The following is a 24,762-nucleotide window of genomic DNA, read 5'->3' as shown; positions in this document are numbered from 1 at the left end:
ATCTTAAACTATATGATATAATATTTATTTGATATATTTAAATAATGTGGTTATATTATTGATTTAATATACATAATTACTATAATATAAATAAGTCTTAATTTATATCTTATTTTATTTAAGCTATATATTAAAGACATTTTATATTTTACAACATAACTTTAATTTCTTTAATAATACATAAATTAAACTATAGTAAATAACTAATAATATCTTACTAAGATTTAATTTGATTAGGAGGATATAATAAAAATGAAAGAATTAGAGACTCGAATCATTGATATTGATATAGATGATATAAGGAATAAACTTACTTCATTAAATGCAACCCTAGTAAAAAAGGAAAATCAAATAAATAATATTTTTGACTTTAAAGACGGTTGCCTATTAAGGAAAAATGGATATGCTAGGATAAGAGAAGTTGAGGACATGATTAATAATAAAAATATTTATTATATGACTGTAAAGAAACTTATAAGCCAAGAAATTTATAAAGTTATGGAAGAAAATGAAACAATAATACAAGATTCAGAGGAAGGCAAAAACATTTTTTATGCTTTAGGACTAACTTTAGTTCAAAGTATAAGAAAATATAGGGAAAGTTATAAATATAAAAATACTTTAATAGAAATAGATATAAATGACCCAAAATTCTGTCCTTTCCCATACATTGAAATTGAAACTTCTGACGAGGAAGAATTAAAAGAAGTTGTTGAACTTTTAGGTTATTCTTTAAAAGATACAACTTCAAAAACAATATATGAACTGCTTGAAGATAAAGGCGTTCTGAAAGGACTATAATGTTTGGATATGTTACTCCATGTAAAATGGAGCTTAAAGTTAAAGACTATGAAAAATTCAAGGCATATTATTGTGGACTTTGCAAAGCTATAAAGCGTAACTTTGGTAATATCCCTAGATTTGCCCTTAATTTTGACATGACCTTTTTAGCTATTTTGCTTGATTCATTTTCTGAAAGTAAAAATACCTTTCACAAAGAAATTTGCATGGTTCATCCCTTAAACAAAAAATTAACTATAATTAATAATGAAGCTCTTAATTATAGTGCATTTTGTAATGTTCTATTAGCATATTATAAACTATTAGATGATGTGCAAGATGATAGGGATTTAAAAAGTAAAATTGGTTCAAAGGTCCTAGATAAATATATAACAAAAAGTGATAAAGATTTAGACTTTATTAAGTGCGGAGTAAAAGAAAAGCTTTTTGAATTACAAAAGCTTGAAAGCTCACCCGATAATTTAAGTCTTGATGAACTTTCACATCCCTTTGCTGATTTAACTGGCTTTTTAATAAGTTCTTATTATAAAGGTGAAACCTTTGAACAAGAGCTTTACTGGCTTGGATATAATCTTGGAAAATGGATATATATTATAGACGCCTATGATGATTTAGAAAAGGATATGGAAAAGTCTAAATTTAATGCTATTAATTCAAGTTTAAATAAAAATAAACTTGCTTTTAAAGAGTTTTCCTCTATTGTGGAACAAAGAATTGAGTTTTCTTTAATAAGTTGTGGTAATGCAGCCTTTCAGTGCTTAAAAAACTTACCACTTATAAAAAATATAGATATATTAGATAATATTCTACATTTTGGTCTTATGCAAAAAATAGATAAAGTATTTAAAAGGAGTGAAAGTAATGAGAGATCCATATGAGGTTCTTGAAATAAGAAAAGGCTCTTCTAAGGATGAAGTTAGAGCTGCCTATAAAAAATTAGCTAAACAATATCATCCTGATCAATATGATAATAATCCTTTAAGAGATTTAGCTGAAGATAAAATGGCTGAAATCAATGAAGCTTATGATTATCTTATGAAACATCTTTCTGATAATCAAAATAGCTCTTATAACCAAAACTCTGGTTATAATCAACAGAAATCTGGATATGGTCAACAAAACTCTAACTATAACCAAAATGCAGGTTATAAACAAGGTAATTATACTGGAAATTCTAATGGATACAATAATAATTATCAAAACAATAAAAATCAAGGGTTTAACGGCTCTTATGGTGGTGTAAATTATCAAGCTATAAGAACTGATATAAACAGTAATAATTTAAATGCTGCTCAACAAAAATTAAATAATATGCCTACTAGAGATGCTGAATGGAATTATTTAATGGGCCTTATATTCTTAAGAAAAGGTTGGTATGATAATGCTAAAACATATATAACAACAGCTTATAATATGAACCCTAATAACTTAGAATATAGAAATACATTTAATCAACTTACAATGCAAAATAACAACTATAGAAATAACTACTATAATCGTAATAGCAGAGATGCTGATATGTGTGACTGCTGTACTCAATTATGGTGTGCAGATACAATCTGTGAATGTATGGGTGGCGATTTAATCAGTTGTTGCTAATAAATTTTATTTTTAATAATTAAGGACTTTTAAGTATAATCTTAAAAGTCCTTAATATTAATTACTACTTATTAATTACTAATTGTAAATATATATTTTAATATATTTACTTAAAAAGGAGGTTCCTTATTTTATATGACTAATTCAAAAAATTCTGCTTCCTTAATGGCTTATGGTGCTATTTTAACTGCACTAAGCATTGTTTCACTTTACCTTAGTACTATTATTCCTGTAAATACTATATTCTTCTTAGGTATTGCTTCATGTCTTATACCTCTTGGAGTAATGTTAACCAATATAAGTACTGGAATTATAATTTATTTAGCTGTTACATGTATAGCATTTTTCTTAATACCAGACAAATCAATAGTTATGTTCTATGGGTTTTTCTTTGGCTTATATGGAGTTGTTAAGTATTTTGTAGAGAAGATAAATAAACCAGTGATTGAACTTATACTGAAGTTTTTATTTTTTAACCTTTCCTTTGGTATAATGTACTTTATTTATACAACCTTATTCACAAAGCTTGTAAGCTCAGTACTTCCAATTTACTTATTAATTATATTAGCTCAAGTTGGATTCTTAGCCTTTGACTATATAATGACATTATTTGTTGCATATTCTAATAAGAATATTTTACCTAAACTAAGGAAAATGAAATAATTATTTTTAAATTATAATTTAGTTTATTACCCTTAACTATGAAGTTTTATATAGGTATTTTAAAATTCTTTTTAGTTATGCTAAACTAAAAATTTATCAAAACATATTTATAATACTATAAAGAAAATTATATCTTTATTTACCTTAATATAGGATAAAGGATAGCTGCTCCAATTACTCCAACTATCCTTTATCCTATATTTTTAGTTCTATAACTATCCATAAGATTATTTTATGCTTCTCAATAAAGATAAGCTTAATTCTAAAAAACAAATATCCTATTTAATTTATATCTACATCTTTATACTAAAAAGCTTATGTATTTACATCTAACTACTTATAATAAAATCACTTTTTTAAAACACTATAAATTACTTTTTAAATAACTTGTTTTTATAATATCCATCTGCATTATATATACATGCTAATGGATTATGAGCTAAGACTCTATCCTTTACAGCAAAAACAGTTATTGGCGCTTCAGAGTACTTTATAACTAATGAATCATGTCCCACACAAAGTCCAAGCAATATATTATACTCTGTTTTATTTTCATTTAAGAACATTGCTTGCCCTATTGGATTACACATTATTTCTTCTTTATCCGGATTAACTTGTTCATCTGGTTTCAATCCAATTGCACTTTTAGGGATAGCTCCATTTTTACATATAACTGAAACAACCTCGAAATCATGAAATTTTAAAACCTCAGTTAACTTTTCTGCTTCTTTTCCTAAACCTACACAAAATGCTAACCCTATTTTTTTAAATCCACACTTCTTAAAGAATTCTATAGTTTCTTCTAACCTAGTCTTTACACAGTACCCCTTGGCTTCTACTACAGCTGCATTATAAGCTATTTTTTTATTTTCCTCTTCCTCATATAAAGCTAAAATTCTCTCTTGCTTTTCTTCCATTCTAGTAGGACAAACTTTTGGTAACTTATCTTTTTCACCTGTGTAGCATCCTTTTAATTTACATATTGAACATTTAAACATAAATAATCCTCCAAGTAATTTATTCTATACTCTCAATTAAGCAAGTTAGAAATCACTATTTTATATTATTGACTTAATTATTAGCCCTTAAGCATAAACAGAGATTTCTTAACCATTATATTGTACACCACAAAAAATAAATTAGAAAGTATGTATTTAACCCTTTAAGTCTTATACATAAAAATAACTTGTAGTTTAAGCATATGATAATGAAATTATCGGTTATACCTTTAACCTACAAGTTATATTAAGTTAAATATTACGTTATAATCTACTTACCACTGCTAAGGCTTTATCAATGGCAGTAATCGCCTTTAATCCTTCACCTAAGTTTAAACTCTTAACTGTTATGTTTTCTCCTAAATTTCTGCTACTTAAATCAACTATAAATCTTTCAGGTATACGTTTAACCATACCTTCTACTTCTACTGTAGTGTGACATTTTTGAAGGTATAAGCCCTTAGATTTAAGCATCTTCTTACCTACATAGCTTATTGGTACCTTTCTTGTAATTACATCCTCCTCATCCACTACTTGAAAATCAATATGAATAATTGTACCATCCCCTGGATTTCTCCCAACACTTCTTATAAGCGCCAAGCTTTCTACTCCATCAATTAGCAAATTAACTAATGCTCTTTCACCATTCTCAAGTAAACAAGCAAATATCTCTTTTTTATTTACCTTCACCTTTTTAGATTGAATTTCTCTTCCATAAACTACTCCTGGTAAAAACTCTGAATTTTTTAATCTACAAGCCTTCTCTTCTCTTTCAAATACCTTAACTAAAACATTCTCCATGGCTATCCCCCCAAGCTTAAAATAAAAAAAATCCTAATACACTATATTCTATATGTATTAGGATTTTATATTTTTATGATATTTTTTATTAAGGCACAAAATATTTTTTTACTTTATTTTACCTTCCAAGTAGTTCCGTCTTTAGAATCTAGTAATTCTACATTCATATCTGAAAGCTCTTTTCTTATTTCATCAGCTCTTGCCCAATTCTTACTAGCTCTAGCTTCATTTCTTTCAACTATTAATCTATTTACTAAATCCTCATCTACATTCACTTCTACCTTTGGTAATTCAGCCTTTTCTAAGTCTAAGGATAAAACCTTATCAAACTTCTTGATAAGTTCAAACTTCTCAGCATTATTTAAATCCTTAGATTTTATAACCTCTGATAATACAGTTAAAGCATTAGCCATATTTAAATCATCAGTTATTTCTTTTATGAACTTATCATCATATGCTTTAATCTTATCAGCGTCAATGCTATGATCAGCTTCAATAGAAGATTTAATAATAGCTACTTTTTCTTTTAATCTTCTATAAGAATTTTCAGCGTCCTTTAAGCTCTTAAAGCTGAATACTAATTGTTTTCTATATCTAGATTGTAAGCAGAAGTATCTATAATCTAAAGCATCAAATCCCTCTTCTTCTAATCTAGTTACAGTTAAGAAATCTCCACTTGATTTAGACATTTTACCACCATCTAAAACAAGGAATTCTCCATGCATCCAATAGTTAACCCATTTATGTCCTATAGCCCCTTCAGATTGAGCTATCTCATTTGTATGGTGAACTGAAACGTGATCCATTCCTCCACAGTGAATATCTATATACTCACCTAAATACTTCATTGACATAGCAGAACACTCTAAATGCCATCCTGGGAATCCTCTACCCCATGGTGAGTCCCATTGCATAATTTGATTTGCAAACTTAGAATTAGTAAACCATAGTACGAAATCTAAAGGATTCTTTTTATTAGGGTCTACTTCTATTCTACTACCTGCTTCTAATTCATCTATAGATAAGTTAGCAAGTTTTGTGTAGTCCTCAAATTTATCTATCTCAAAATATACATTTCCATTAGCTTGATAAGTAAATCCTCTTTCTTCTAGCTTCTGTATAAACTTAATCATATCTTCAATATGCTCAGTTGCTCTACATACAACAGTAGGTCTAGCTATATTTAATTTTTTACAATCATTAAAGAAAGCGTCCTCATAATACTTTGCTATTTCCCAAACTGTTTTCTTTTCACGTTCAGCACCTAAAGCCATTTTGTCTTCGCCTTCATCACTATCTGATTGAAGGTGACCTACATCTGTAATGTTCATTACATGTTTAACCTTATATCCAACATATTCCAAAGATTTTTTTAAAGTATCTTCAAATATATATGTTCTTAGGTTTCCTATATGAGCATAGTTGTAAACAGTAGGACCACAAGTATATAAACCAACTTTTCCTGGTTTATTTGATTCAAATTCATCTTTGTCTCTACTCATTGTGTTATAAATATAGAAACTCATATACACCCTTCCTTTCTCATCATAATTATTTCTTTATATTCTTCATTATATTAAGTAACTAGTTATTTGCTATGAAAAACTAAAAATGTTCTCCATTTTCATAGTATTTATTTGTATCTAAAGCTGTAAATATTATATCCACATCTTTATATCCAACATTATTTAAATGTTTAGTTATAATTTTAGCTATTTCATCTTGAGTCTCTTGGCCTCTATCAAATAAAGCAACCTCTATGATAGGGTATGACTTAACAACTTTTCCATCCATAACATATGTAGAATTTACACACTCTATTGTAAAGTAATTTCTAGGACACTCTAGTAAAGTTTCTAACTCATCTATCATTTCTTTGCTTATTGTGCAAACTTTTTCAATTTCAACTGATTTCATTATTAATTGTGGCATAATATCCCTCCTCAAATCATTTATCCTTTGATTATATATTTAAAATATGAATAAATCTATTTATATTTTCTCAAAACTAAAATTTTCTACGCATTTTAACTTATTTTACATATAATTTATCCTTTATAAAGATATTTATATGTAAAAATACCTATTTCAATAAATAATTTATATTATATTTAAGTTTAATTCTAAATATAATATAAATCTATCTAAATATAAAGTAAATCTCTATATAACTTAAATTTTATAAATTTATTTTATTTATTAATATATACTTTGCAATATTAAATCTACATTATCGTAATTTTTTACATATTAAATTTTTTTATCGTATAAAATATGAATGAATTTTATTTAATGCAACATCTATATGACATATTTTAAATTCTTATTGTTCGTAAAAAACCTATTAATAAATTTTAATTATTAACAAACTAATTTTAACAAAAATAAGCATATATTAAAAGGGTAAATTGACAAAACAATCTCCCCTTTTAATATTTATCCCATTTTTATAGAAGTATATTTATTAATACAACAACTGATGTCACTTGAACTACAGCTATAGATAATGCAAATATTGAAGCCTTAGGTCCTTGCTTAACAAGTTCAGAGAACTTAACCCTCATACCTATACCTGCTAAAGCTATTATTTCAAACTTACCACTAATAGTATGAAATAAATCTGATAATCCTTGTGGAATAAATCCCATACTATTTATTAAACATAAAATGAAAAATCCTATAATAAACCATGGAATAGAAATTTTAGCTTTTTTCTTCTTCTTTTCTTTATGTGCTTTCTCTACTTTTTCATTTTTATGTCTAACACTTAACTCTCCAAGTATCAAAACTACAAATACTATAAATATAATTCTTACTATTTTAAAAATAGCTGATAACTCTACTACCTCAGGAGTCATAAAGGTTGCAGCTCCTATAACTTGACCTACAGACTGTAATACTCCTCCTAGCATCGCTGAACTTTGAAGTGTAGCCCCTCCATAAAGTTTTTCTGCAAGGGCAGGTAAAATAAACATTAAAAATGTTCCTGTAAGATTAACCATAGTTATAGAAATTCCTACATCTTCTTCTTTAGCCTTAATTGCAGGAGCTGTAGCTGCAATAGCAGAAGATCCACATACTGCATTCCCTGCCGCCATTAAATAAGAAAAATCTCTTGAAAACTTAAGAAATCTTCCTATATAGCAAGCACATACTATTGTAATAGCCATTTGAACCACAATAAATAAAATACCATTTCCTCCAATAGAAAAAACTTCTTCTATTTTTAAGGTTCCTCCCATTAATACTATTGAATAGGCAAGTAAATCACTTTCTGAAAACTTAGCTCCAGCTGCATAGGATTTTTTATTACAAAAAGTGTTACCAACAATCATACCTATAATAATACAAAATGTAGCTGCTCCAAGACTTGGAATAAACTTTCCTATAATTGATCCTATAATAGCTATTATCACACATACCGCCAATCCTGGTAATATATTTAAAATTTTATTTTTATATGTTTTTGACATAATCTTATACCTCACTTAACAAAATTAGTATAACCATAAGGCCTCGAAAAAATTATACTTCTTTACTTTCAATAAGTTAAATATCATTTTTTTATATTTTAAATAATTATTTAGTTATGTATAAAAATAATAAATATAAGACTTCTTGACACTATGATATCTTTAATTTATAATTATCAATAATGATTTATTATATAAAATTTAATATTTAAAAGCTTTGAATAGAAGTAGTAATATTGACTGTATTTTTAGAGAGCTATGGGTTGCTGTAACATAGTAATACTTAAATGTGAACTTGTCTAGGAGCTTATCTATTAGAAGTAGATACGGTGTGAATCGTTAAATTGTAAAGTGAGAATTTCTTTAAACTTATAGAAATTCTAATTAGAGTGGTACCGCGGAAATATAGCTTTCGTCTCTTTTATGTGACGAGGGCTTTTTTTATTTTCTTTTATATTTTAATTAACATACCTTTCTGATGAATATTAAATTTTTATGTAAAAGAAACTTGAATTATTTCGGTTTTGATTTAAGACTAAGATAATAATTATAAAGGAGGAAGGACTATGTCTAAATACAATACTGATATCGATAAAAAATGGCAAAATAAATGGGAAGAAACTGGCCTTTATAAGTTTGATAAAAACAAAGAAGGTGAAAAACTTTATGTACTTGAAATGTTCTCTTACCCTTCTGGTAATCAATTACATGCTGGTCACTGGTTTAACTATGGTCCAGTAGATTCTTGGGCTAGATTCAAGAGAATGAGAGGATTTAATGTATTCCAACCTATGGGATTCGATGCCTTTGGTTTACCTGCAGAGAACTTTGCTATTAAAACAGGAGTTCATCCAAAGGATTCAACTGAAAGAAATATAGTTAAAATGGAAGAACAATTAAAAGCTATGGGCGCTATGTTCAACTGGGATAACGAATTAGTAACTTGTGATCCTACCTACTATAAATGGACTCAATGGTTATTCTTAAAACTTTATGAAAAAGGTCTTGCATACAGAAAAAAAGCTCCAGTAAACTGGTGCCCTAGTTGTAATACAGTTCTTGCAAATGAGCAAGTTGTAGATGGACTTTGTGAAAGATGTTCTACAGAAGTTACTAAAAAGGATCTTACTCAATGGTTCTTAAAAATAACTGATTATGCAGAGGAGTTACTTACTAAAATAGATGAATTAGATTGGCCTGAAAAAACTAAGGCTATGCAAAAGCATTGGATTGGTAAATCTACTGGTGCTGAAGTAACTTTTAAAGTTGATAATTCTGATTTAGATTTCAGCGTATTTACTACAAGACCTGATACTTTATTCGGAGTTACTTATGTAGTTTTAGCTCCTGAAAATGAATTAGTTGATACATTAACTACAGAGGATAATAAAGAAGCTGTAGAGAATTATAAAGAAGAGGCTAAGAAACAATCTGATATAGAAAGACAGTCTATAACAAGAGAAAAGACAGGAATTTTCACTGGTTCTTATGCTATCAACCCTATAAACGGAAGAAAAGTTCCTATTTGGGTTGGTGATTATGTATTAAACACTTACGGAACTGGAGCTGTTATGGCTGTTCCTGCACATGACGAAAGAGATTTTGCTTTTGCAACTAAATATGACCTTCCAATTGAAAAAGTTATAGATGGTTGTGAAGAACTTCCTCACACTGGTTCTGGTAACCTTGTAAACAGTGGTGAATTTGATGGAATTACAGCAAGACAAGGAAAGAAAGCTATAGTTAATAAATTGGAAGAAATAAAAGCTGGTTCATCTAAAACTAACTATAGACTAAGAGACTGGTTAGTTTCTAGACAAAGATATTGGGGTGCTCCAATTCCAATGATTCATTGTGATAAGTGTGGAATTGTACCAGTACCTGAAAATCAACTTCCTGTGGAATTACCATATGATGTAGAGTTTGCACCTGATGGAAAATCTCCACTTGGAAAATGTGAAGATTTCTTAAAAACAACTTGTCCTGTATGTGGTGGTCCTGCTCACAGAGAAGCTGATACTTTAGATACTTTCGTTTGTTCTTCTTGGTATTACTTAAGATACCCTGATAACAAAAATAGTGAAAAAGCATTTGACACTGATTTAATCAACGAATTACTTCCTGTGGATAAGTATGTTGGTGGACCTGAACATGCTTGTATGCACTTATTATATGCTAGATTTATAACTAAAGCTTTAAGAGATATGGGCTATGTAAACTTTGATGAGCCATTTAAATCTCTTACACACCAAGGATTAATTTTAGGACCTGATGGATTAAAAATGAGTAAATCTAAAGGTAATACAATTTCTCCTGATGAATACATTTCACTTTATGGTGCCGATGTATTTAGAATGTATCTAATGTTTGGATTTGGTTATACAGAAGGTGGAGCTTGGAGTGATGATGGTATAAAATCTATAGGTAGATTTGTAGATAGAATCGAAAGATACCTTGATGGTTTCATTGATGAAATTAATAAGGGTGAAAACAATAAAACTACTATGGATAAAGCTGAGAAAGAGCTAAACTTCTGGAGACACTCTACTATTAAAGCCGTTACTGCTGATACAGAAATCCTTCAGTTCAACACAGCTATTGCTAGAATGATGGAATTCTTAAATGCTTTAAGCAAATACTCTACTGAATCAGTTAAAAACTTAAGCTTCTTAAAAGAAACTTTAGTAGACTTTGTTAAGCTTTTAGCTCCATTTGCACCTCACTTTGCTGAAGAAAAATGGGAAGCATTAGGAATGAATTTTTCAGTATTCAATGAGGCTTGGCCAGAGTTTGATAAAAAAGCTTTAGTTAAAGATGAAGTAGAAATAGCTATTCAAATAAACGGTAAAATCAAAGCTAGAATTAATGTAGCTTCTGGTTTAGGTGAAGATGAAATAAAAGAAGCTGCTTTAAATACTTCTGAAATCGTAACTGCTTTAGAAGATAAAACAGTAAGAAAAGTTATCGTTATAAAAGGACGTCTTGTAAATATAGTTGCAAACTAGTTGCATTGTAAAATTTATAAAATATATTTCTAACTTATACTTTCTAATTTAACAATTAATGCAAAGGAAATATTATTGTAAATAATATTTCCTCTTAAAAATAAAAGGCTGTACTACTAAAGGTTTTAATGAAAAGCTATGTTAACAAACCTAACACTGCTTATATATTAAACCTCTTTATATTACAGTCTTTTTGTTATATAAACTTTAATAAATCTTATAAGTTTAATTTTATCTATAAATTTATAAAATAGTTGAATTTAATTTTCTTTATTTATTATTATAATTAAACTTATTGGATAACTATAATTAATATTTTTTATTGAAAAGATATATATCCTAGTCATATTAAATTATTTAATATCCGCTTTAAATCATAGGAGATAAGGTTGCTTCCTCATGAACTTCACTGTATTCATTATCACACTTTAATAAGTAAATTAGCTCCTTTTTTAGTATATTTAATCCCTTTATAATACCCTCTTCATCTACTGCTGCAAAACTCAATCTTATGGTGTTATTAGCAGCTCCTAAAGGATTAACATAAAATATATTACAAGGAACTATAAGTACATCTCGCTGACTGCATCTACTATATAATTCTAAGGCATTAACTCCTTTAGGTAACTTAATCCAAAAGTGTAATCCTCCTCGTGGTGCTATGAAATTAACACCATATTTTCTAAGAGCCTTTAATTCTGTATTCATACAATCATATTTTTTCTTAAAAATTTTCTTCATAAACTCCACATGCTTTTCTAAATTACCATTATCTAAGTATAATTGCATTGCTCTTTGTATAAGACCTGAGGATGATATATCAGTGCTATGTTTCGCCTTTATTATTTGCTCTTGCATTTCAGGTGGGTAAGCTATAAATCCTATACGTAATCCTGGCATAAGTAACTTAGAGAAACTCTTAACGTATATTACTTTATTATTTTTATCCAAGGCTTTTAAATTTATTTTATTATCTTCTTGCATATAATTTAATCCTGATAAAGAGTCATCTTCCACAATATACACATTATATTTATTTGCTAAATCTAAAAGTTTTTCTAGTGTATCCTGAGAATAACTTATTGTAGTTGGATTCTGAAACTTAGTCATGACATATATTAATTTAGGATTATAAGTCACTATTTTTCTTTCTAAGTCACTTAAATTTATTCCTCTTATATTAACATCTACTCCTATTATATTGGCTCCTCTCCCCTTAAATACAGAAAGAGCTCCTGTGTAGGTTGGATTCTCTGTAATTACATAATCTTCTGGATTAATTAATGCCTTACTTATTATATCTATTCCTTGCTGAGCTCCTGACACAATCTGCAAATCCTCTGGTGCCACTTCTACATCCATATATTTCTTTAAAAACTGTGTAAAAGAAGATCTTAATGGTTTATATCCCTTACTTTCTTGATATCCAAAAGCTAATCCCTTATCCCTATCTAATACCTCATTTATTGCTCTTTTAAAATCTTCTACTGGGAATTGGCTTGGATCTGGATTGGCTGAAGCAAAATTTATTGTATTTTTACATACTTTAAGTTGTCCTTTACTCATTAAATTTATATTATCGTACTCTAAAAAGCTATCATCCTCTTCTTCTGAAGTAGTTATTACATCATGTTCTTTATAGGTAACATAATATCCACTACCCACCATAGATTTAATATATCCCTTACGTTCTAAATTCTTATATGCATTTACAACTGTTACATTATTTACATTTATTGAAGCTGCTAACTTCCTAATTGTTGGAAGTTTTTCATTTTCATTATACTTTCCTTCTTTTATAAGCATACCTATATGTTTAGATAGTTGTATATACATAGGTATTGAACTCTCTTTATCAAACTGTATCGTAACACTTTCCATTTTATTCTTAATCCCCCATTTTTTTATTGACCTTATATAAATACAATGCCATAATACATTTGAATTTACCTTATTATACTAAAAATTGTATCAATACAATTACATTATATTAAATACTTTAAATTGTAAAGGAGTTAAATATTATGAATAACAGATATGAATTAAATAAAAATCTTGCTCAAATGCTTAAGGGTGGAGTAATTATGGATGTTGTTAATCCTAAAGAAGCTGAAATTGCTGAAAAAGCTGGTGCTGTAGCTGTAATGGCACTTGAAAGAGTTCCATCTGACATAAGAAAGCAAGGTGGCGTAGCTAGAATGTCTGATCCTAAAATGATAAAAGAAATTCAGGCGGCTGTTTCTATTCCTGTAATGGCTAAGGTTAGAATTGGACATATTGTAGAAGCTCAAATATTAGAGTCACTAGGAATTGATTATATAGATGAAAGTGAAGTTTTAACACCTGCTGATGAATCTTTCCATATAATGAAAGATAAATTTAATGTTCCTTTTGTATGCGGTGCTAAAAACTTAGGCGAGGCTTTAAGAAGAATAGGTGAAGGCGCCTCTATGATTAGAACTAAGGGAGAAGCTGGAACAGGTAATGTTGTTGAAGCTGTAAGACATAACAGAACTATATTCAGTGAAATAAGAAAACTTCAAAATACTCCAAATGAAGAACTTATGACCGTTGCTAAAGAAATGGGTGCACCTTATGATTTAATTAAATACGTTAAAGAAAATGGTAAATTACCTGTAGTAAATTTCTCTGCTGGTGGTATTGCTACTCCTGCTGATGCTGCACTAATGATGCAACTTGGTAGTGATGGTGTGTTTGTTGGTTCTGGAATATTCAAATCTGCAAATCCTGAAAAAAGAGCTGCTGCCATAGTAAAAACTACAACTTATTTCAATGATCCTAAGGTTATAGCTGAGGTATCAGAAGATTTAGGACTAGCTATGGATGGAATAGATATTCGTGAGCTATCAGAAAATAATCTATTCTCTAAGAGAGGCTGGTAGTTCTTATGATAACTGTTGGTGTCTTAGGTATACAAGGTGCAGTAAAAGAGCATATGAACATGCTTAATAAATTACCTAATATAACAGGTATATGCGTAAAATATAAGGAAGATTTAGAAAAAATAAATGGGCTTATAATACCTGGTGGTGAAAGCACCGCCATAGGAAAACTTTTAAGAGACTTTGATTTACTTAATCCAATAAAAAAACTTATAGAAAAAGGCTTACCTGTATGGGGAACCTGTGCTGGTATGATTCTTTTAAGTAAAAATATAAGTAATGATTCTAAAACACACTTCTCTGTTATGGATATTGATGTTGTTAGAAACGGCTATGGTAGTCAATTAGATAGCTTTTTAATAGATTTAGATATTAAGGAAGTTTCTCTTAAACCTATTCCACTTGTTTTTATAAGAGCCCCTTATATAAAATCTATTGGCAAGAATGTAAAAGTTTTAGCATCATTAAATGATAATATAATAGCTTGTGTGGAGAAAAATATGCTTGTAACTTCTTTCCATCCTGAATTGACAAAGGATTTAAGTTTTCATAAGTACTTTATAGATATGATACATGAAAGTAAAGCAATTACATCCACTATGTAAAACAACGACAAAATACATCCTGCTTAATAAGAAGGATGTATTTATTTAAATTATGCTACTATTAAATGTATAGTAAACATTATTTTTCTAAAACCACTGTAACTTAAGACTTATAAACTTTAATTATAAATCTACTAATACCACTAAAATCATATAGTCTTATTAACAAATCTATATTCAAGCAATAATTTTCATATTATATTAACTTTAACTGTAAATGAACTATATATTACTTAAAGATACATTATTATGGTGTTGTTGTTCCACCTGTTGTTTCTTCTGGTCTTGTGCTACTTGAACAAGAACAAGGTCCTCCTGCTAATAATTCTAATTTCATTCCTAAAATCATTTCTAATTTTGTTACTGCACCTATCATGCATTGTACTGAACTATTTACATTTAATAAATCGTTCTTAGTTACACCTGGTGTCTTAACTACATGTTGAATTTTTTCACCTTCTGCATTTAATATATGGGAAAGACCTGTTTCTTCTAAAGCAACTGACTCTATAATATCTGATATTGCTTGACTTCTTTTGGTAGTACTTGGTACAATTACTGGCATACTCATATTTCCTTATCCTCCTAAAATGTTGGTTTACCCTAATACTATATGTACCAAATCTCAAAATGTTAATAAAATACCCAGTATATTTATGTATAATTATTTTAATAAAAATTATACATTCTCATTTTTCATATTTTTACTTAAAAGTATATATTTTAAATAAACCCATTTGTATATTTAAAATTTAATTATACCCTCTATAAGTCTAATCTAAATAACACTTTGTATAATTAGGTCTTATATTTCCATATGTAAAACAAAAAAACTATAGGGTTATATAATTCAATTTTTTACTAAGGAATTATATACTTCTATAGTTTTTGTATATTAAGTATATTCTAATATAGTTAACTTCTTTAATAATCTATAATAAATCTTTTATTTTTTTTAATCCTTCTACAGTTGCTTCTATACCTAACCCCTTACATATTGCTATATATTTTTGTAATATCTTTACGCTCATTTTATTATCCTCCAAGTAAAATAATTTATTTTAAATTAACCTTATATAAGATAATATTTATCTTCAGGAAAGATTATTACACTTTTTTAAAATTTTATAATTTTTATTTTCTAATATGCGTTAAGTATATCTTTTAAAATAGAATATGCAGCCGCTCTTGGATTAGATGCACCCCCTGAACAAAATATTTCTCCAGCTTCCTCTGTATTAAATACTATAGCTTTATTATTATAGTCAACCTTTGCTAATTGCTCTGTATTACTTATATATTTAGGTGAAACCTTTAATTTAACTTTATTATCATTAACTTCACATTCTCCAAGGAGCTTTATAACAGAATCATTTTCTATAGCCTTCTTTATATCCTCATTAGTAACATTCTCAATACCTTGAATTTCTACATCATCTAAGGTTACTTCCTTCCCTAAAATATTATTTACTATTAAAACCATCTTACAAGCAGTATCAAATCCACTAACATCTAAATTATTATTCTTTTCACATATCCCCTTATTAAAAGCTAATTTTAAAGTTTCTTCATAGCCCATTTTATTTTTAATCATAGAAGTTAAAATAAAGTTACTTGTCCCATTCAGTATACCCTTTATCTCCTTTATAGTAGTTAAGGGAAGACATATTTGTCCTATATCTAAAGTAGGTAAAGCAGCCGCTGTAGCTCCACTAAATTTTATATTTAAATTCTTTTCTTTAACCTTTTCATTTATGCTTTTATAATTCTTTACTAAAGCCCCCTTAGAAGCTAAAAATAAATCCATATTCTTTTCTATTGCTTCATATATGTAACTTAAAGCTGGCTCCCCACTTTCTAAATTAGTAGGTGTACAGTCTACAAATATATCTCCAATTAGCTCACAATTACTACTAAAATTTATATTTTTAATACAACAATACTCCTTTAAACCCATACTTCCTAATGATAACTTCAGTAACTCTTCAACATCAATACCTTCGTCACTAAAAATAGCGCATTTACTACCTATTATTTTTCCTATAACAAGTTCTAAATTATATTTATTTTTTATATCCTCTTTCTTTTCCTTAATTAACCTTAGAAACTCTTTACCAACTACTCCATAGCCTGCAATACTAATAACTATTTTTCTCATTACCATCACGCACCTTATAAATAAATTCATGTAACTTAAATTTTAATATATCAACTTAACTTTAACAAAATTTCACCTTATATTCTATAATTTCTATAAACTTTGAATACAAATTTAAAAGTTTAATCCATCTACACATATTAATATACTAAACCTCATTTTTATATAAGCAACTTACGTTTTCCGTAATAATTATCTTTAGCCCTTTGTAAGAAATTTAAACTCTTCATATATATTTCAATAAAAAAAATCTTCATTGTTTTTTCATGTGCTCTATTGTGAAATAAGGTCAATTGCTATTAGAAAGATATAATATTAAAAGGTTATTATTAACTTTGGTGTATTTAAAACAAATAAAACTACTATATAATATTATTTTCATTATATAGTAGTTAACTTACATATTATAAATTTTACACATAATAAACTTCACTTTCACTTTCTTAGAAATTCTAATTTTATGACTCCTCATTAACACTAGGAAATATTTCATACTTGCACTCTAATTCTACTTGTGAAGGAAATATATCATCTGTTGAGTAATTTACTCTTAAAAAAGGCTTTAACGTTATATCCTTATTTTTTGATGATCCATATATCAAGGGCTTAGAACTCCATGTGTTACCAGTCAACATCAATCCTTTATTACTTAAAATCCCTTCTTGCCACAATTTAACAATTTTGCTTATATCTATTTCTGTATATATTTTATTAGTATTAGGAATAAACTTTATTTCGTGAGTACAATCATATTGAGGCATATTATTATAATTAGTCAAACTACTAAAATACTCCTTCAATACATATATACCATATTCCTTATCTCTCATATAATTATCATAACAATATTCTTCAGTTCTAGATTTAAATAATACTAATTTAGAAGATGATATCTTACATAACTTCTCTAATGATGACAAATCAAAATACAGATAAGTTATATATCGAAATTTATTTATATTGCCTATAAAAACTTCTTCACTATTTACATTTTCATTTGGAAACCTATCAGAAATAGTTATACTTTTACTTGCATAAACATCTGTTAAGGACATCCTCTCACCCCATACTTACATTATTAAACTTATTTTTATTTAGGTTTAGTTGTTAATTTATATGCAAAATACGCCTTAACTAATATCTTATCACTAGCCTTTACAGGCGGTGCCACTGGAATGGTATATACCTTTCCACTTTTAAATACATCTCCATGTTTCCCACTATAAGAATCCAATACAAAATATTTATCTTTCACACCATTTTCATGAGTAATCGTTACATTTACAGATATATCATGAGCCATTCCATGAATAATAACTGATTTTGGTGACAACCAAACCGTAACTTCAAATATTGATCCAGTATCTACATTATTCTTTAATATAGCTTTACCTTCTATGAATTCTGCCATTTACATCACCACAATTTCCATATCTTATATTAATTTTTTAAATAGAGGGTTTGAGGATAAATTCCCCAAACCCAACTTTAGTAATTATGGAGTTTGAGTTGCATTAGTTACTATATAAGCTTCTGTTGATTTAACAGTTGTAGCATCTATAGTTGGAGAAAATGCTTTTGTTAAAACAAAACTTGTGTCTGAAGCTTGAGCTTTAGGAAAGTTTTGAACTATAGTGTATACTTTATCAGTTCCACCATCTGTTATTACCAATTTTGTTGCTATTACAAAATCTTTTGTATTATCTATTGTTACTGATCCTTTTGCAATTGTTGCTGTAACTAAAGTACCGTTACCTGATGGATCTTCTTGTAAATTAGCACTACCACTTAAATATTCAGCCATTATAAATTCCCCCTAATAATCTTTTTAATAAAAAATGATGTCATAGAAAGTTAACTCATTAACTATCTATAACACCATACTATGATTTTTGTAGAACTTTGTTACATTTTTTCTTTTATATTTTTTATTGTCTTATATATTTTATATTTTTTATTGTACCCTGTATTTTTCTATCTTTTTAACACATTGATAAATTTAGTTATTGAATAAAATCATATTTTCATTAAAAATCAATACATTTACTAGGTATAAAATATCTTAATTTTTCATTATATTCATTTATTTTTCCATCAACCTTATATACTGACCTTATTAGTTCCTCAGTTATTATTTTTGCTGATTCTCCATTTTTAATTATATTTCCACTTTTCATAACCACCATATTGTGACTATATTTTATGGCTTGGTTAATATCATGCAGTATCATAACTACTGTAAGGTTATTTTCATGATTTAATTTCTTTATAAGTTCTAAAATTTCTATTTGATGATACATATCTAAGTAAGTTGTGGGCTCATCTAAAAAAAGTATCTTAGGTTTTTGAGATAATGCCATAGCAATAAATGCTCTTTGCCTCTCCCCTCCCGATAATCCCATGACATTTGAAGTCTTTAATTTCTCAAGCCCTGTATTCCTTATAGCCCAATCTATTATCTCATTATCTTCTTCTGCCTTACCTTTAAAAAGCTTTTTATGAGGTATCCTCCCATAACTAACAAGTTTTTCCACAGTTATATCTGAAGGAACAGAATTTTGTTGGTGAACTGTTGATATCTTCTGTGATAATTGTTTATAACTAAACTTAGTTATACTCACATTACCAATGTATATCTCCCCACTAGTTACCTTATTTAAACCACATAATAATGAAAGCAATGTAGATTTTCCACTACCATTAGGCCCAATTATAGTGGTTATTTTACCCTCTTCAATTTCTATACTTAAATCCTGTATTAATTCTTTGTTCTTTTCATAGGAAAAACTTATTCTTTCAGCCTTTATCATTAAATCTCACTCCTTCTTAAAATATATAAAAAGAATGGTGCACCTAAAATAGCCATAACTATACCCACTGGTGCTTCATAAGGCCTTATAACAATTCTCCCTATTGTATCAGCTGCTATTAAAAATATTCCTCCAACTATTCCACTAAAGGGTATCAAATATTTATGATCCGAGCCAATTACTAATCTACATATATGAGGAACTACCAAACCTACAAAGGATATTATTCCTGCCACTGAAGTTGATATTCCCGCTAAAAATACTGCAACCATTGTAATAAGTATTATTTGTATATCCCAATTTAGTCCTAAGCTTTTAGCATTTTTACTTCCCAAAACTATAACATTACATACCTTGCTTAAGGTTATAGCAAGTATTAATCCTATTAAAGAATAGGGTACTAATATTTTTACATCTATCCATGAAGTAGTAGCTAAACTACCACTTATCCATCTTTGGATTGAAGCAGCTCCTGGACCACCTGAAATAGTAATCATAGAGGACAACCCTCCAAGCATTGCATTCATAGCAGCACCCGCTAATACTATTCTCATAGGTGATAATTCTCTTTTATATGATAGAAAATATACTATACTACAAGATGCAGATGCTCCTAAAAATCCAAATATAGGCATTGTCTTCATAAACTCAGGCCAAAATGACATAATAGCTACACAAACCAAAGAAGCTCCAGAAGAAATTCCCGTAATAGATGGATCTGCTAGAGGATTTCTTATTACAGCCTGTAACAATACCCCTGATATAGAAAGATTCATTCCAACTAATACAGCAACTATAACTCTCGGAAGCCTAAGACTTTTTATTATTTCAACATTCTCTGAAGAATTATTAAAAAATATACCATATATAAGTTCTTTAACTCCTACATCTATACTCCCTAACTTCAAAGAAACTAATATTAAAACTATAAGCAGTACAATGCTGCAAGCAATGTATATCTGCTTTTTTCTATTATTAATTGCCCTCATTTTTTACCTCGTTACCATAAATTATATCGCATAGTTTGTCCAGAGATTCCATTACTTTTAAATTTGCACTCATTCCAAAATACTGACTATCAAGATATGTTATCCTATTTTCCTTAACAGCCTTCATATCCTTCCACTCTGCATCCTTTTCTAACTTATCCCTAACCATTTTTTCTGATTCCTCAGGCTTTGCATGAGTCATAACTAATATTGCATCTGGATTAAGTTTACTTATCTCCTCTCTGCTGTATGTAGCAAATGGAAGTTTATTATCCTTAACCACATTATTTGCACCAACTATATTTACTAAATCACCTATATAAGATTTTTCTGTAGCAAGCATCATACTACCTGGCGCTGCAAAAATAATTAAAATATCTTTCTTATCATGATTACTTGAACGTTCCGAAATACTTTTTTCCTTTTCACTTATATCTAATAATATCTTTTCTGATTCTTTTTCCCTATTTAATAATTTTCCTAAATTAGTTATGCTGTCTTTTAAGCCCTGTAAACTTGTTAAGCTTACAAACTCACTAGGAATATTATTTTGTATAAACATATTTTCATAATCCTTACCTAAAGTATCAACAGATATTACTACACTTGGCTTTAAGGATTTAATTATTTCTAAATCTGGGTTCATTGGATTCCCTACTTGTTTTGCATCTACTGTGCCTTCTGGTAACTTATAGTTACTTGTGGGTACCCCAATCATTTTAACTCCTAAGGCATCAACTATTTCCGTAACTGCTACTGAAGTAGTAACTACCCTTGAATCTTTTTCTTTTCCACCTTCTTCAGTACTATTAGAGGTGCTTCCACAACCAGTAGCTATAACACTTATTATTAAGGTTATAACTATAGCTATATATGATTTTATTTTCATAACCTTCTCCTATTCTTGTAAATTAGCCTTTACTATAAATCTTTCAGATCCATCCTTAGTACAAGTAACTATAGTCATTTCCTTCTTAGATATATCTTGCTCTAAAACTTGTACATCCTTAGGGCTTACTTTAAATTTATCTGAAACCTTATAAATATATTTTTGACTTATAGTCCTAATTTCAATACTGTCTCCTAAATTTATATCTTCTAAATTATTAAATACTTCGCTATAAATATTGCTGCTATGACCTGCAACGCAAAAGTTCCCATTTTGTCCAAGGTATGCAGTTTCTTTAAAATGTCCAACATAATATTTAATAACCTCATCTTCTACCCCATCTGATATTACAGAGCTTATTTTCAAACTGGGAATATCTATAAGTGCTAGTTGAGAATTAGAAAGTTTAATATCTTCCTCTCCCTCTTTATTTTCCTCAAACTTCTTTATTCTTTCCTTAAATTCTTTTTTACTTTTATATTCTTCAGTTTTACTATTAAATTTAAAAATTAAAGAAGCTGCTATAAGAATAAGTCCTATTACTAAAAATACCCTCGCTATATTCTTCTTCATTATTTTTTGCTTAAAACTCCTTTTATGATTACTCCTAAAATAATTACTACAGCAAGTCCTATTCCTACAAAAGTAATTACCTTTTTATTTCCTTTATTATTATCTTCTCTTGAATCTTCAATAACTTCTTTAGTATCTTCTCTTTTCTCTTCTTCTTTCTTTTCTTCTTTGGGAATTTCTATTTTTTCAATTAATTTCAAAGTATCCATTTTAGGTATAACTGTAAATTCAACATCTCTTCCCATTGGTCCAACATATATTTTCGTATCAATCTTAGAACTTATATCATCTAATAAAAACTTAAGTTTTACAGTGTGAGCCTCTAAATCCTCTTCAAGCTTTTCACTTTTTACTTCTTTATCATCAACTTCTACTCTAAAATTCTCCATATATTCAGTACCAGAAAAACCTATAATACAATAAATTTCCTTTTCTCTAACTTCTAATTTCATAATAGAATCTAAATAGCTTCTAGCCATGGACATACCAACTTCCGATTCATGATATACATCATTTTTAACTTCATATATGCCACTTTCTAGTTTTTTATTTTCTTCTGCCATTGCTAAGGTTCTGTTTCCAAAAATAACAGAAAGCAAAAATAAAATACTTAATAAAATTTTATTTATATCAATTACATTTTTTTTATTTTTCATTTTCCTTCTTCTCCATTACATAAGTTTAAAAGGGGCAAAAGATTAATTTAAATAAACTTTTGCCTCTTTTCTTATATTAATTTTATTTTTTTCTTCTTGATAATAAAGCTGAGGCTCCAAGCATCATAGTTCCCATTTGAGCCATTAATCCACCACTTATTGGTGAACCTGTCTTTGGTAGCTCATCAACTTTATATTCCTTTACAAACTTAAGTGTATCCTTTAAAAGTTCAACTCCAAATTCAACTTCTCTAGACATAGGCACCACATAAGTTTTAACTTTAATCTTAGCATCTACATTCGGTATTTCGAATTTAAGTTTTATTTCTGTTGAATTCTTAGATACAACAGTATAAGCAACCTTATTACCATTTACGTATATTTGATAATCCTTCATGAAATCTACACCAGTAAAAGTAAGAGTAACATAAGTCTTACCATTTACCTCTTTTATGTCAGAAACTTTATTCAAATATTTTCTAGCCATATCAACACCTGTTTGACTTTCATGAGTAACCTTATTTTCAATTGTATAAAGTTTTCCTTTAACTACTTCTTTATTAGGAGTAGTTACATTAGTGTTTGAATTACCACCATTGTTGCTTTGTTCATTATTGTTTTGTCCATTATTATCTCCAGTAGCAGTACCTCCTGAATTATTGCTTCCACCTTGATTATTATCAGTATTACCATCATTTCCATTAGTAATTGCTTCTAATGTATCACTTAGTAAAGTAGTTTTAAAACTAACTTCCCTATTCATCATTGTTACAAAAGTACTTACAACTATTTCTGAGTCTATAGATGGAACTTTAAACTTCACTGATCTCTCAGCATCATTTCTTTCAACTAAAACCTCATTACCATCTACAGATATCTTTATATCTCCTATAAACTGATATTGTTCTGCTGTGAATTTTAAAGTAACTCTTGTTTCGCCATTTTTAACATCTAAAAAACTTTTTTCCTCTAAAGCTTTTCTAGCCATATCATTTCCTATAGAAGCATTACCTTGTCCAACATATGAAACACTATTTTTTATAGAATAACTTCCATCTTTAATCTTTTCACTTTCTTCTATAATTTCTTTTTCATTAACTTTAACCTTTACAGTTTTAATTGTGACAAGTCCCTTAGAGTCTTCTGCAGAAAACTTTATTGTATACTCTCCTGCTTTATCAAATAAATTATTCTTAACAGGAACATTATTTTCTAAAATTTTAACTGATAATTCTCCATCTTCTTTATCCATTGCTTTTATATTAGTTAATATATCTGTATTTCCCCCTACTTTAGTTGTTATTTCAGCAACATCAATAACAGGTGCTTCATTAATAGTTTCTAAAGTACTCATATCATTAGTCATATAGAAATGAACATCTCTTCCCATAATAACTATGTTCATTTCTACAAGTAATTTAGATTCAATAGATGGTACCTCAACCTTAATAGATTTATTTTCTTTATCTTCTACAACCTCTAATTGTTTTCCATCTACACTAGCTCTTATATTCTTCATAAATTGATATAAATCTTTATTAAAACTCAAAGTAAGAAATGTCTTACCCTCTTTAACTTCTACTTCAGTAACTTCATTCAATGCATTTCTAGCCATACTCTCACCAGTCTCATTACCAGGTTGAATATAAGCAGTTTTATTTTTCACTTTATAAATTCCATCATTAATTTCTTGTTTTACACTTTTTGAAATCACAGTATTATTTTCATTTGGACTTGCTACATCTGCCATAACTATACTTGCAGTATTTCCCCATATTATAGTTGTTGCCAAAGCAATAGCCGTTGCTATCTTCAAATTATTTTTAAGCATTGATGCTC

At 28.3% G+C, this 24,762-nt stretch carries 24 protein-coding genes and 1 other annotated feature; of the genes, 7 read left to right on the top strand and 17 right to left on the bottom strand.

The genetic code is table 11. The features are described 5' to 3' along the window. Positions 1-252 precede the first annotated feature (252 nt). The 4 genes from BUA48_RS12295 (at position 253) to BUA48_RS12280 (ending at position 3,063) form a co-directional block, all read left to right on the top strand. The gene (locus BUA48_RS12295; RefSeq protein WP_072832367.1) at positions 253-801 is read left to right on the top strand and encodes a class IV adenylate cyclase; all 549 of its coding nucleotides are present in this window, start codon (positions 253-255) and stop codon (positions 799-801) included. Beyond that, positions 801-1,679 (top strand): DUF5685 family protein, encoded by an 879-nt coding sequence (locus BUA48_RS12290; RefSeq protein WP_072832366.1) that lies wholly within the window; start codon positions 801-803, stop codon positions 1,677-1,679. The genes BUA48_RS12295 and BUA48_RS12290 overlap by 1 nt, the downstream gene beginning before the upstream one ends. Then, positions 1,663-2,400 carry a J domain-containing protein gene (locus tag BUA48_RS12285; RefSeq protein WP_072832365.1) on the top strand — a complete coding sequence of 246 codons (738 nt, stop codon included), beginning with the start codon at positions 1,663-1,665 and terminating at the stop codon, positions 2,398-2,400. Before BUA48_RS12290 ends, BUA48_RS12285 begins: the two co-directional genes overlap by 17 nt. Positions 2,401-2,535: 135 nt before the next feature. Continuing rightward, complete coding sequence (locus BUA48_RS12280) at positions 2,536-3,063, top strand: hypothetical protein (RefSeq protein WP_072832364.1); 528 nt, start codon at positions 2,536-2,538, stop codon at positions 3,061-3,063. 371 nt (positions 3,064-3,434) lie between these two features. On the opposite strand, the gene BUA48_RS12275 is transcribed toward BUA48_RS12280, so the two are convergent. From BUA48_RS12275 to BUA48_RS12255, 5 genes are all read right to left on the bottom strand, one after another. Further along, complete coding sequence (locus BUA48_RS12275) at positions 3,435-4,061, bottom strand: DUF1847 domain-containing protein (RefSeq protein ID WP_072832363.1); 627 nt, start codon at positions 4,059-4,061, stop codon at positions 3,435-3,437. A gap of 264 nt (positions 4,062-4,325) precedes the next feature. Further along, the gene (locus tag BUA48_RS12270) at positions 4,326-4,862 is read right to left on the bottom strand and encodes a 50S ribosomal protein L25 (RefSeq protein WP_072832362.1); all 537 of its coding nucleotides are present in this window, start codon (positions 4,860-4,862) and stop codon (positions 4,326-4,328) included. Positions 4,863-4,975: 113 nt separating this feature from the next. Further along, positions 4,976-6,388, bottom strand: coding sequence for a cysteine--tRNA ligase (cysS, locus tag BUA48_RS12265; protein ID WP_072832361.1), 1,413 nt, complete (start codon positions 6,386-6,388; stop codon positions 4,976-4,978). A 79-nt stretch (positions 6,389-6,467) separates the two neighbouring features. Further along, on the bottom strand, positions 6,468-6,794 hold the full coding sequence (locus BUA48_RS12260; RefSeq protein WP_072832360.1) for a DUF1904 domain-containing protein: 327 nt from the start codon (positions 6,792-6,794) through the stop codon (positions 6,468-6,470). A 515-nt stretch (positions 6,795-7,309) separates the two neighbouring features. Beyond that, positions 7,310-8,335: a YeiH family protein gene (locus tag BUA48_RS12255; protein ID WP_072832359.1), complete on the bottom strand. Its 1,026-nt coding sequence runs from the start codon at positions 8,333-8,335 to the stop codon at positions 7,310-7,312. A 208-nt stretch (positions 8,336-8,543) separates the two neighbouring features. After that, positions 8,544-8,758 (top strand) — a binding site (T-box leader). A gap of 143 nt (positions 8,759-8,901) precedes the next feature. Here BUA48_RS12255 and leuS point away from each other — a divergent pair. After that, a complete protein-coding gene (gene leuS / locus BUA48_RS12250; RefSeq protein ID WP_072832358.1) occupies positions 8,902-11,340 on the top strand; it encodes a leucine--tRNA ligase in 2,439 nt (812 codons plus the stop codon). Positions 11,341-11,709: 369 nt separating this feature from the next. On the opposite strand, the gene pdxR is transcribed toward leuS, so the two are convergent. Next, positions 11,710-13,221 (bottom strand): MocR-like pyridoxine biosynthesis transcription factor PdxR, encoded by a 1,512-nt coding sequence (gene pdxR / locus BUA48_RS12245; protein WP_072832357.1) that lies wholly within the window; start codon positions 13,219-13,221, stop codon positions 11,710-11,712. A 143-nt stretch (positions 13,222-13,364) separates the two neighbouring features. Here pdxR and pdxS point away from each other — a divergent pair, with 143 nt between their 5' ends. Both pdxS and pdxT read left to right on the top strand, forming a co-directional pair. Then, a complete protein-coding gene (pdxS, locus tag BUA48_RS12240; protein ID WP_072832356.1) occupies positions 13,365-14,243 on the top strand; it encodes a pyridoxal 5'-phosphate synthase lyase subunit PdxS in 879 nt (292 codons plus the stop codon). A gap of 5 nt (positions 14,244-14,248) precedes the next feature. Next, positions 14,249-14,848, top strand: a complete 600-nt coding sequence (gene pdxT / locus BUA48_RS12235; RefSeq protein ID WP_072832355.1) for a pyridoxal 5'-phosphate synthase glutaminase subunit PdxT — start codon at positions 14,249-14,251, stop codon at positions 14,846-14,848. 247 nt (positions 14,849-15,095) lie between these two features. Here pdxT and BUA48_RS12230 read toward each other — a convergent pair whose 3' ends face one another. The 11 genes from BUA48_RS12230 to BUA48_RS12180 form a co-directional block, all read right to left on the bottom strand. Next, complete coding sequence (locus BUA48_RS12230) at positions 15,096-15,419, bottom strand: alpha-helical endospore appendage domain-containing protein (RefSeq protein ID WP_072832354.1); 324 nt, start codon at positions 15,417-15,419, stop codon at positions 15,096-15,098. Positions 15,420-15,989: 570 nt separating this feature from the next. Further along, positions 15,990-17,006, bottom strand: coding sequence for a homoserine dehydrogenase (locus BUA48_RS12225; RefSeq protein WP_072832353.1), 1,017 nt, complete (start codon positions 17,004-17,006; stop codon positions 15,990-15,992). Between the two features lie 458 nt (positions 17,007-17,464). Next, positions 17,465-18,061 carry a DNRLRE domain-containing protein gene (locus BUA48_RS12220; protein ID WP_072832352.1) on the bottom strand — a complete coding sequence of 199 codons (597 nt, stop codon included), beginning with the start codon at positions 18,059-18,061 and terminating at the stop codon, positions 17,465-17,467. Positions 18,062-18,096: 35 nt separating this feature from the next. After that, entirely contained in the window at positions 18,097-18,417 is a 321-nt protein-coding gene (locus BUA48_RS12215) for a hypothetical protein (RefSeq protein ID WP_072832351.1), read from the bottom strand. An 84-nt stretch (positions 18,418-18,501) separates the two neighbouring features. Beyond that, the gene (locus BUA48_RS12210) at positions 18,502-18,810 is read right to left on the bottom strand and encodes a hypothetical protein (RefSeq protein WP_072832350.1); all 309 of its coding nucleotides are present in this window, start codon (positions 18,808-18,810) and stop codon (positions 18,502-18,504) included. A 223-nt stretch (positions 18,811-19,033) separates the two neighbouring features. Beyond that, a complete protein-coding gene (locus tag BUA48_RS12205; RefSeq protein WP_072832349.1) occupies positions 19,034-19,816 on the bottom strand; it encodes an ABC transporter ATP-binding protein in 783 nt (260 codons plus the stop codon). Beyond that, positions 19,816-20,805 carry a FecCD family ABC transporter permease gene (locus tag BUA48_RS12200; RefSeq protein ID WP_072832348.1) on the bottom strand — a complete coding sequence of 330 codons (990 nt, stop codon included), beginning with the start codon at positions 20,803-20,805 and terminating at the stop codon, positions 19,816-19,818. Before BUA48_RS12200 ends, BUA48_RS12205 begins: the two co-directional genes overlap by 1 nt. Continuing rightward, complete coding sequence (gene isdE / locus BUA48_RS12195; RefSeq protein WP_072832347.1) at positions 20,792-21,694, bottom strand: heme ABC transporter substrate-binding protein IsdE; 903 nt, start codon at positions 21,692-21,694, stop codon at positions 20,792-20,794. The genes BUA48_RS12200 and isdE overlap by 14 nt, the downstream gene beginning before the upstream one ends. Positions 21,695-21,703: 9 nt before the next feature. Continuing rightward, on the bottom strand, positions 21,704-22,267 hold the full coding sequence (locus BUA48_RS12190) for a class D sortase (protein WP_072832346.1): 564 nt from the start codon (positions 22,265-22,267) through the stop codon (positions 21,704-21,706). After that, entirely contained in the window at positions 22,267-22,923 is a 657-nt protein-coding gene (locus tag BUA48_RS12185; RefSeq protein WP_072832345.1) for an NEAT domain-containing protein, read from the bottom strand. Before BUA48_RS12185 ends, BUA48_RS12190 begins: the two co-directional genes overlap by 1 nt. Positions 22,924-23,005: 82 nt before the next feature. Further along, entirely contained in the window at positions 23,006-24,754 is a 1,749-nt protein-coding gene (locus BUA48_RS12180; protein ID WP_072832344.1) for an NEAT domain-containing protein, read from the bottom strand. Positions 24,755-24,762 lie beyond the last annotated feature (8 nt).

It is taken from the genome of Clostridium collagenovorans DSM 3089, assembly GCF_900130005.1.
GTDB lineage: Bacteria > Bacillota > Clostridia > Clostridiales > Clostridiaceae > Clostridium_D > Clostridium_D collagenovorans.
Note: the sequence above shows the minus strand (reverse complement) of the source record. Positions and strands in the feature narration are given on the sequence as shown.

Bases quoted from the DNA above. Each gene is read 5' to 3' on its own strand.
- BUA48_RS12295 (WP_072832367.1), top strand. From the start codon at position 253: ATGAAAGAATTAGAGACTCGAATCATTGATATTGATATAGATGATATA.
- BUA48_RS12290 (WP_072832366.1), top strand. From the start codon at position 801: ATGTTTGGATATGTTACTCCATGTAAAATGGAGCTTAAAGTTAAAGAC.
- BUA48_RS12285 (WP_072832365.1), top strand. From the start codon at position 1,663: ATGAGAGATCCATATGAGGTTCTTGAAATAAGAAAAGGCTCTTCTAAG.
- BUA48_RS12280 (WP_072832364.1), top strand. From the start codon at position 2,536: ATGACTAATTCAAAAAATTCTGCTTCCTTAATGGCTTATGGTGCTATT.
- BUA48_RS12275 (WP_072832363.1), bottom strand. From the start codon at position 4,061: ATGTTTAAATGTTCAATATGTAAATTAAAAGGATGCTACACAGGTGAA.
- BUA48_RS12270 (WP_072832362.1), bottom strand. From the start codon at position 4,862: ATGGAGAATGTTTTAGTTAAGGTATTTGAAAGAGAAGAGAAGGCTTGT.
- cysS (WP_072832361.1), bottom strand. From the start codon at position 6,388: ATGAGTTTCTATATTTATAACACAATGAGTAGAGACAAAGATGAATTT.
- BUA48_RS12260 (WP_072832360.1), bottom strand. From the start codon at position 6,794: ATGCCACAATTAATAATGAAATCAGTTGAAATTGAAAAAGTTTGCACA.
- BUA48_RS12255 (WP_072832359.1), bottom strand. From the start codon at position 8,335: ATGTCAAAAACATATAAAAATAAAATTTTAAATATATTACCAGGATTG.
- leuS (WP_072832358.1), top strand. From the start codon at position 8,902: ATGTCTAAATACAATACTGATATCGATAAAAAATGGCAAAATAAATGG.
- pdxR (WP_072832357.1), bottom strand. From the start codon at position 13,221: ATGGAAAGTGTTACGATACAGTTTGATAAAGAGAGTTCAATACCTATG.
- pdxS (WP_072832356.1), top strand. From the start codon at position 13,365: ATGAATAACAGATATGAATTAAATAAAAATCTTGCTCAAATGCTTAAG.
- pdxT (WP_072832355.1), top strand. From the start codon at position 14,249: ATGATAACTGTTGGTGTCTTAGGTATACAAGGTGCAGTAAAAGAGCAT.
- BUA48_RS12230 (WP_072832354.1), bottom strand. From the start codon at position 15,419: ATGAGTATGCCAGTAATTGTACCAAGTACTACCAAAAGAAGTCAAGCA.
- BUA48_RS12225 (WP_072832353.1), bottom strand. From the start codon at position 17,006: ATGAGAAAAATAGTTATTAGTATTGCAGGCTATGGAGTAGTTGGTAAA.
- BUA48_RS12220 (WP_072832352.1), bottom strand. From the start codon at position 18,061: ATGTCCTTAACAGATGTTTATGCAAGTAAAAGTATAACTATTTCTGAT.
- BUA48_RS12215 (WP_072832351.1), bottom strand. From the start codon at position 18,417: ATGGCAGAATTCATAGAAGGTAAAGCTATATTAAAGAATAATGTAGAT.
- BUA48_RS12210 (WP_072832350.1), bottom strand. From the start codon at position 18,810: ATGGCTGAATATTTAAGTGGTAGTGCTAATTTACAAGAAGATCCATCA.
- BUA48_RS12205 (WP_072832349.1), bottom strand. From the start codon at position 19,816: ATGATAAAGGCTGAAAGAATAAGTTTTTCCTATGAAAAGAACAAAGAA.
- BUA48_RS12200 (WP_072832348.1), bottom strand. From the start codon at position 20,805: ATGAGGGCAATTAATAATAGAAAAAAGCAGATATACATTGCTTGCAGC.
- isdE (WP_072832347.1), bottom strand. From the start codon at position 21,694: ATGAAAATAAAATCATATATAGCTATAGTTATAACCTTAATAATAAGT.
- BUA48_RS12190 (WP_072832346.1), bottom strand. From the start codon at position 22,267: ATGAAGAAGAATATAGCGAGGGTATTTTTAGTAATAGGACTTATTCTT.
- BUA48_RS12185 (WP_072832345.1), bottom strand. From the start codon at position 22,923: ATGAAAAATAAAAAAAATGTAATTGATATAAATAAAATTTTATTAAGT.
- BUA48_RS12180 (WP_072832344.1), bottom strand. From the start codon at position 24,754: ATGCTTAAAAATAATTTGAAGATAGCAACGGCTATTGCTTTGGCAACA.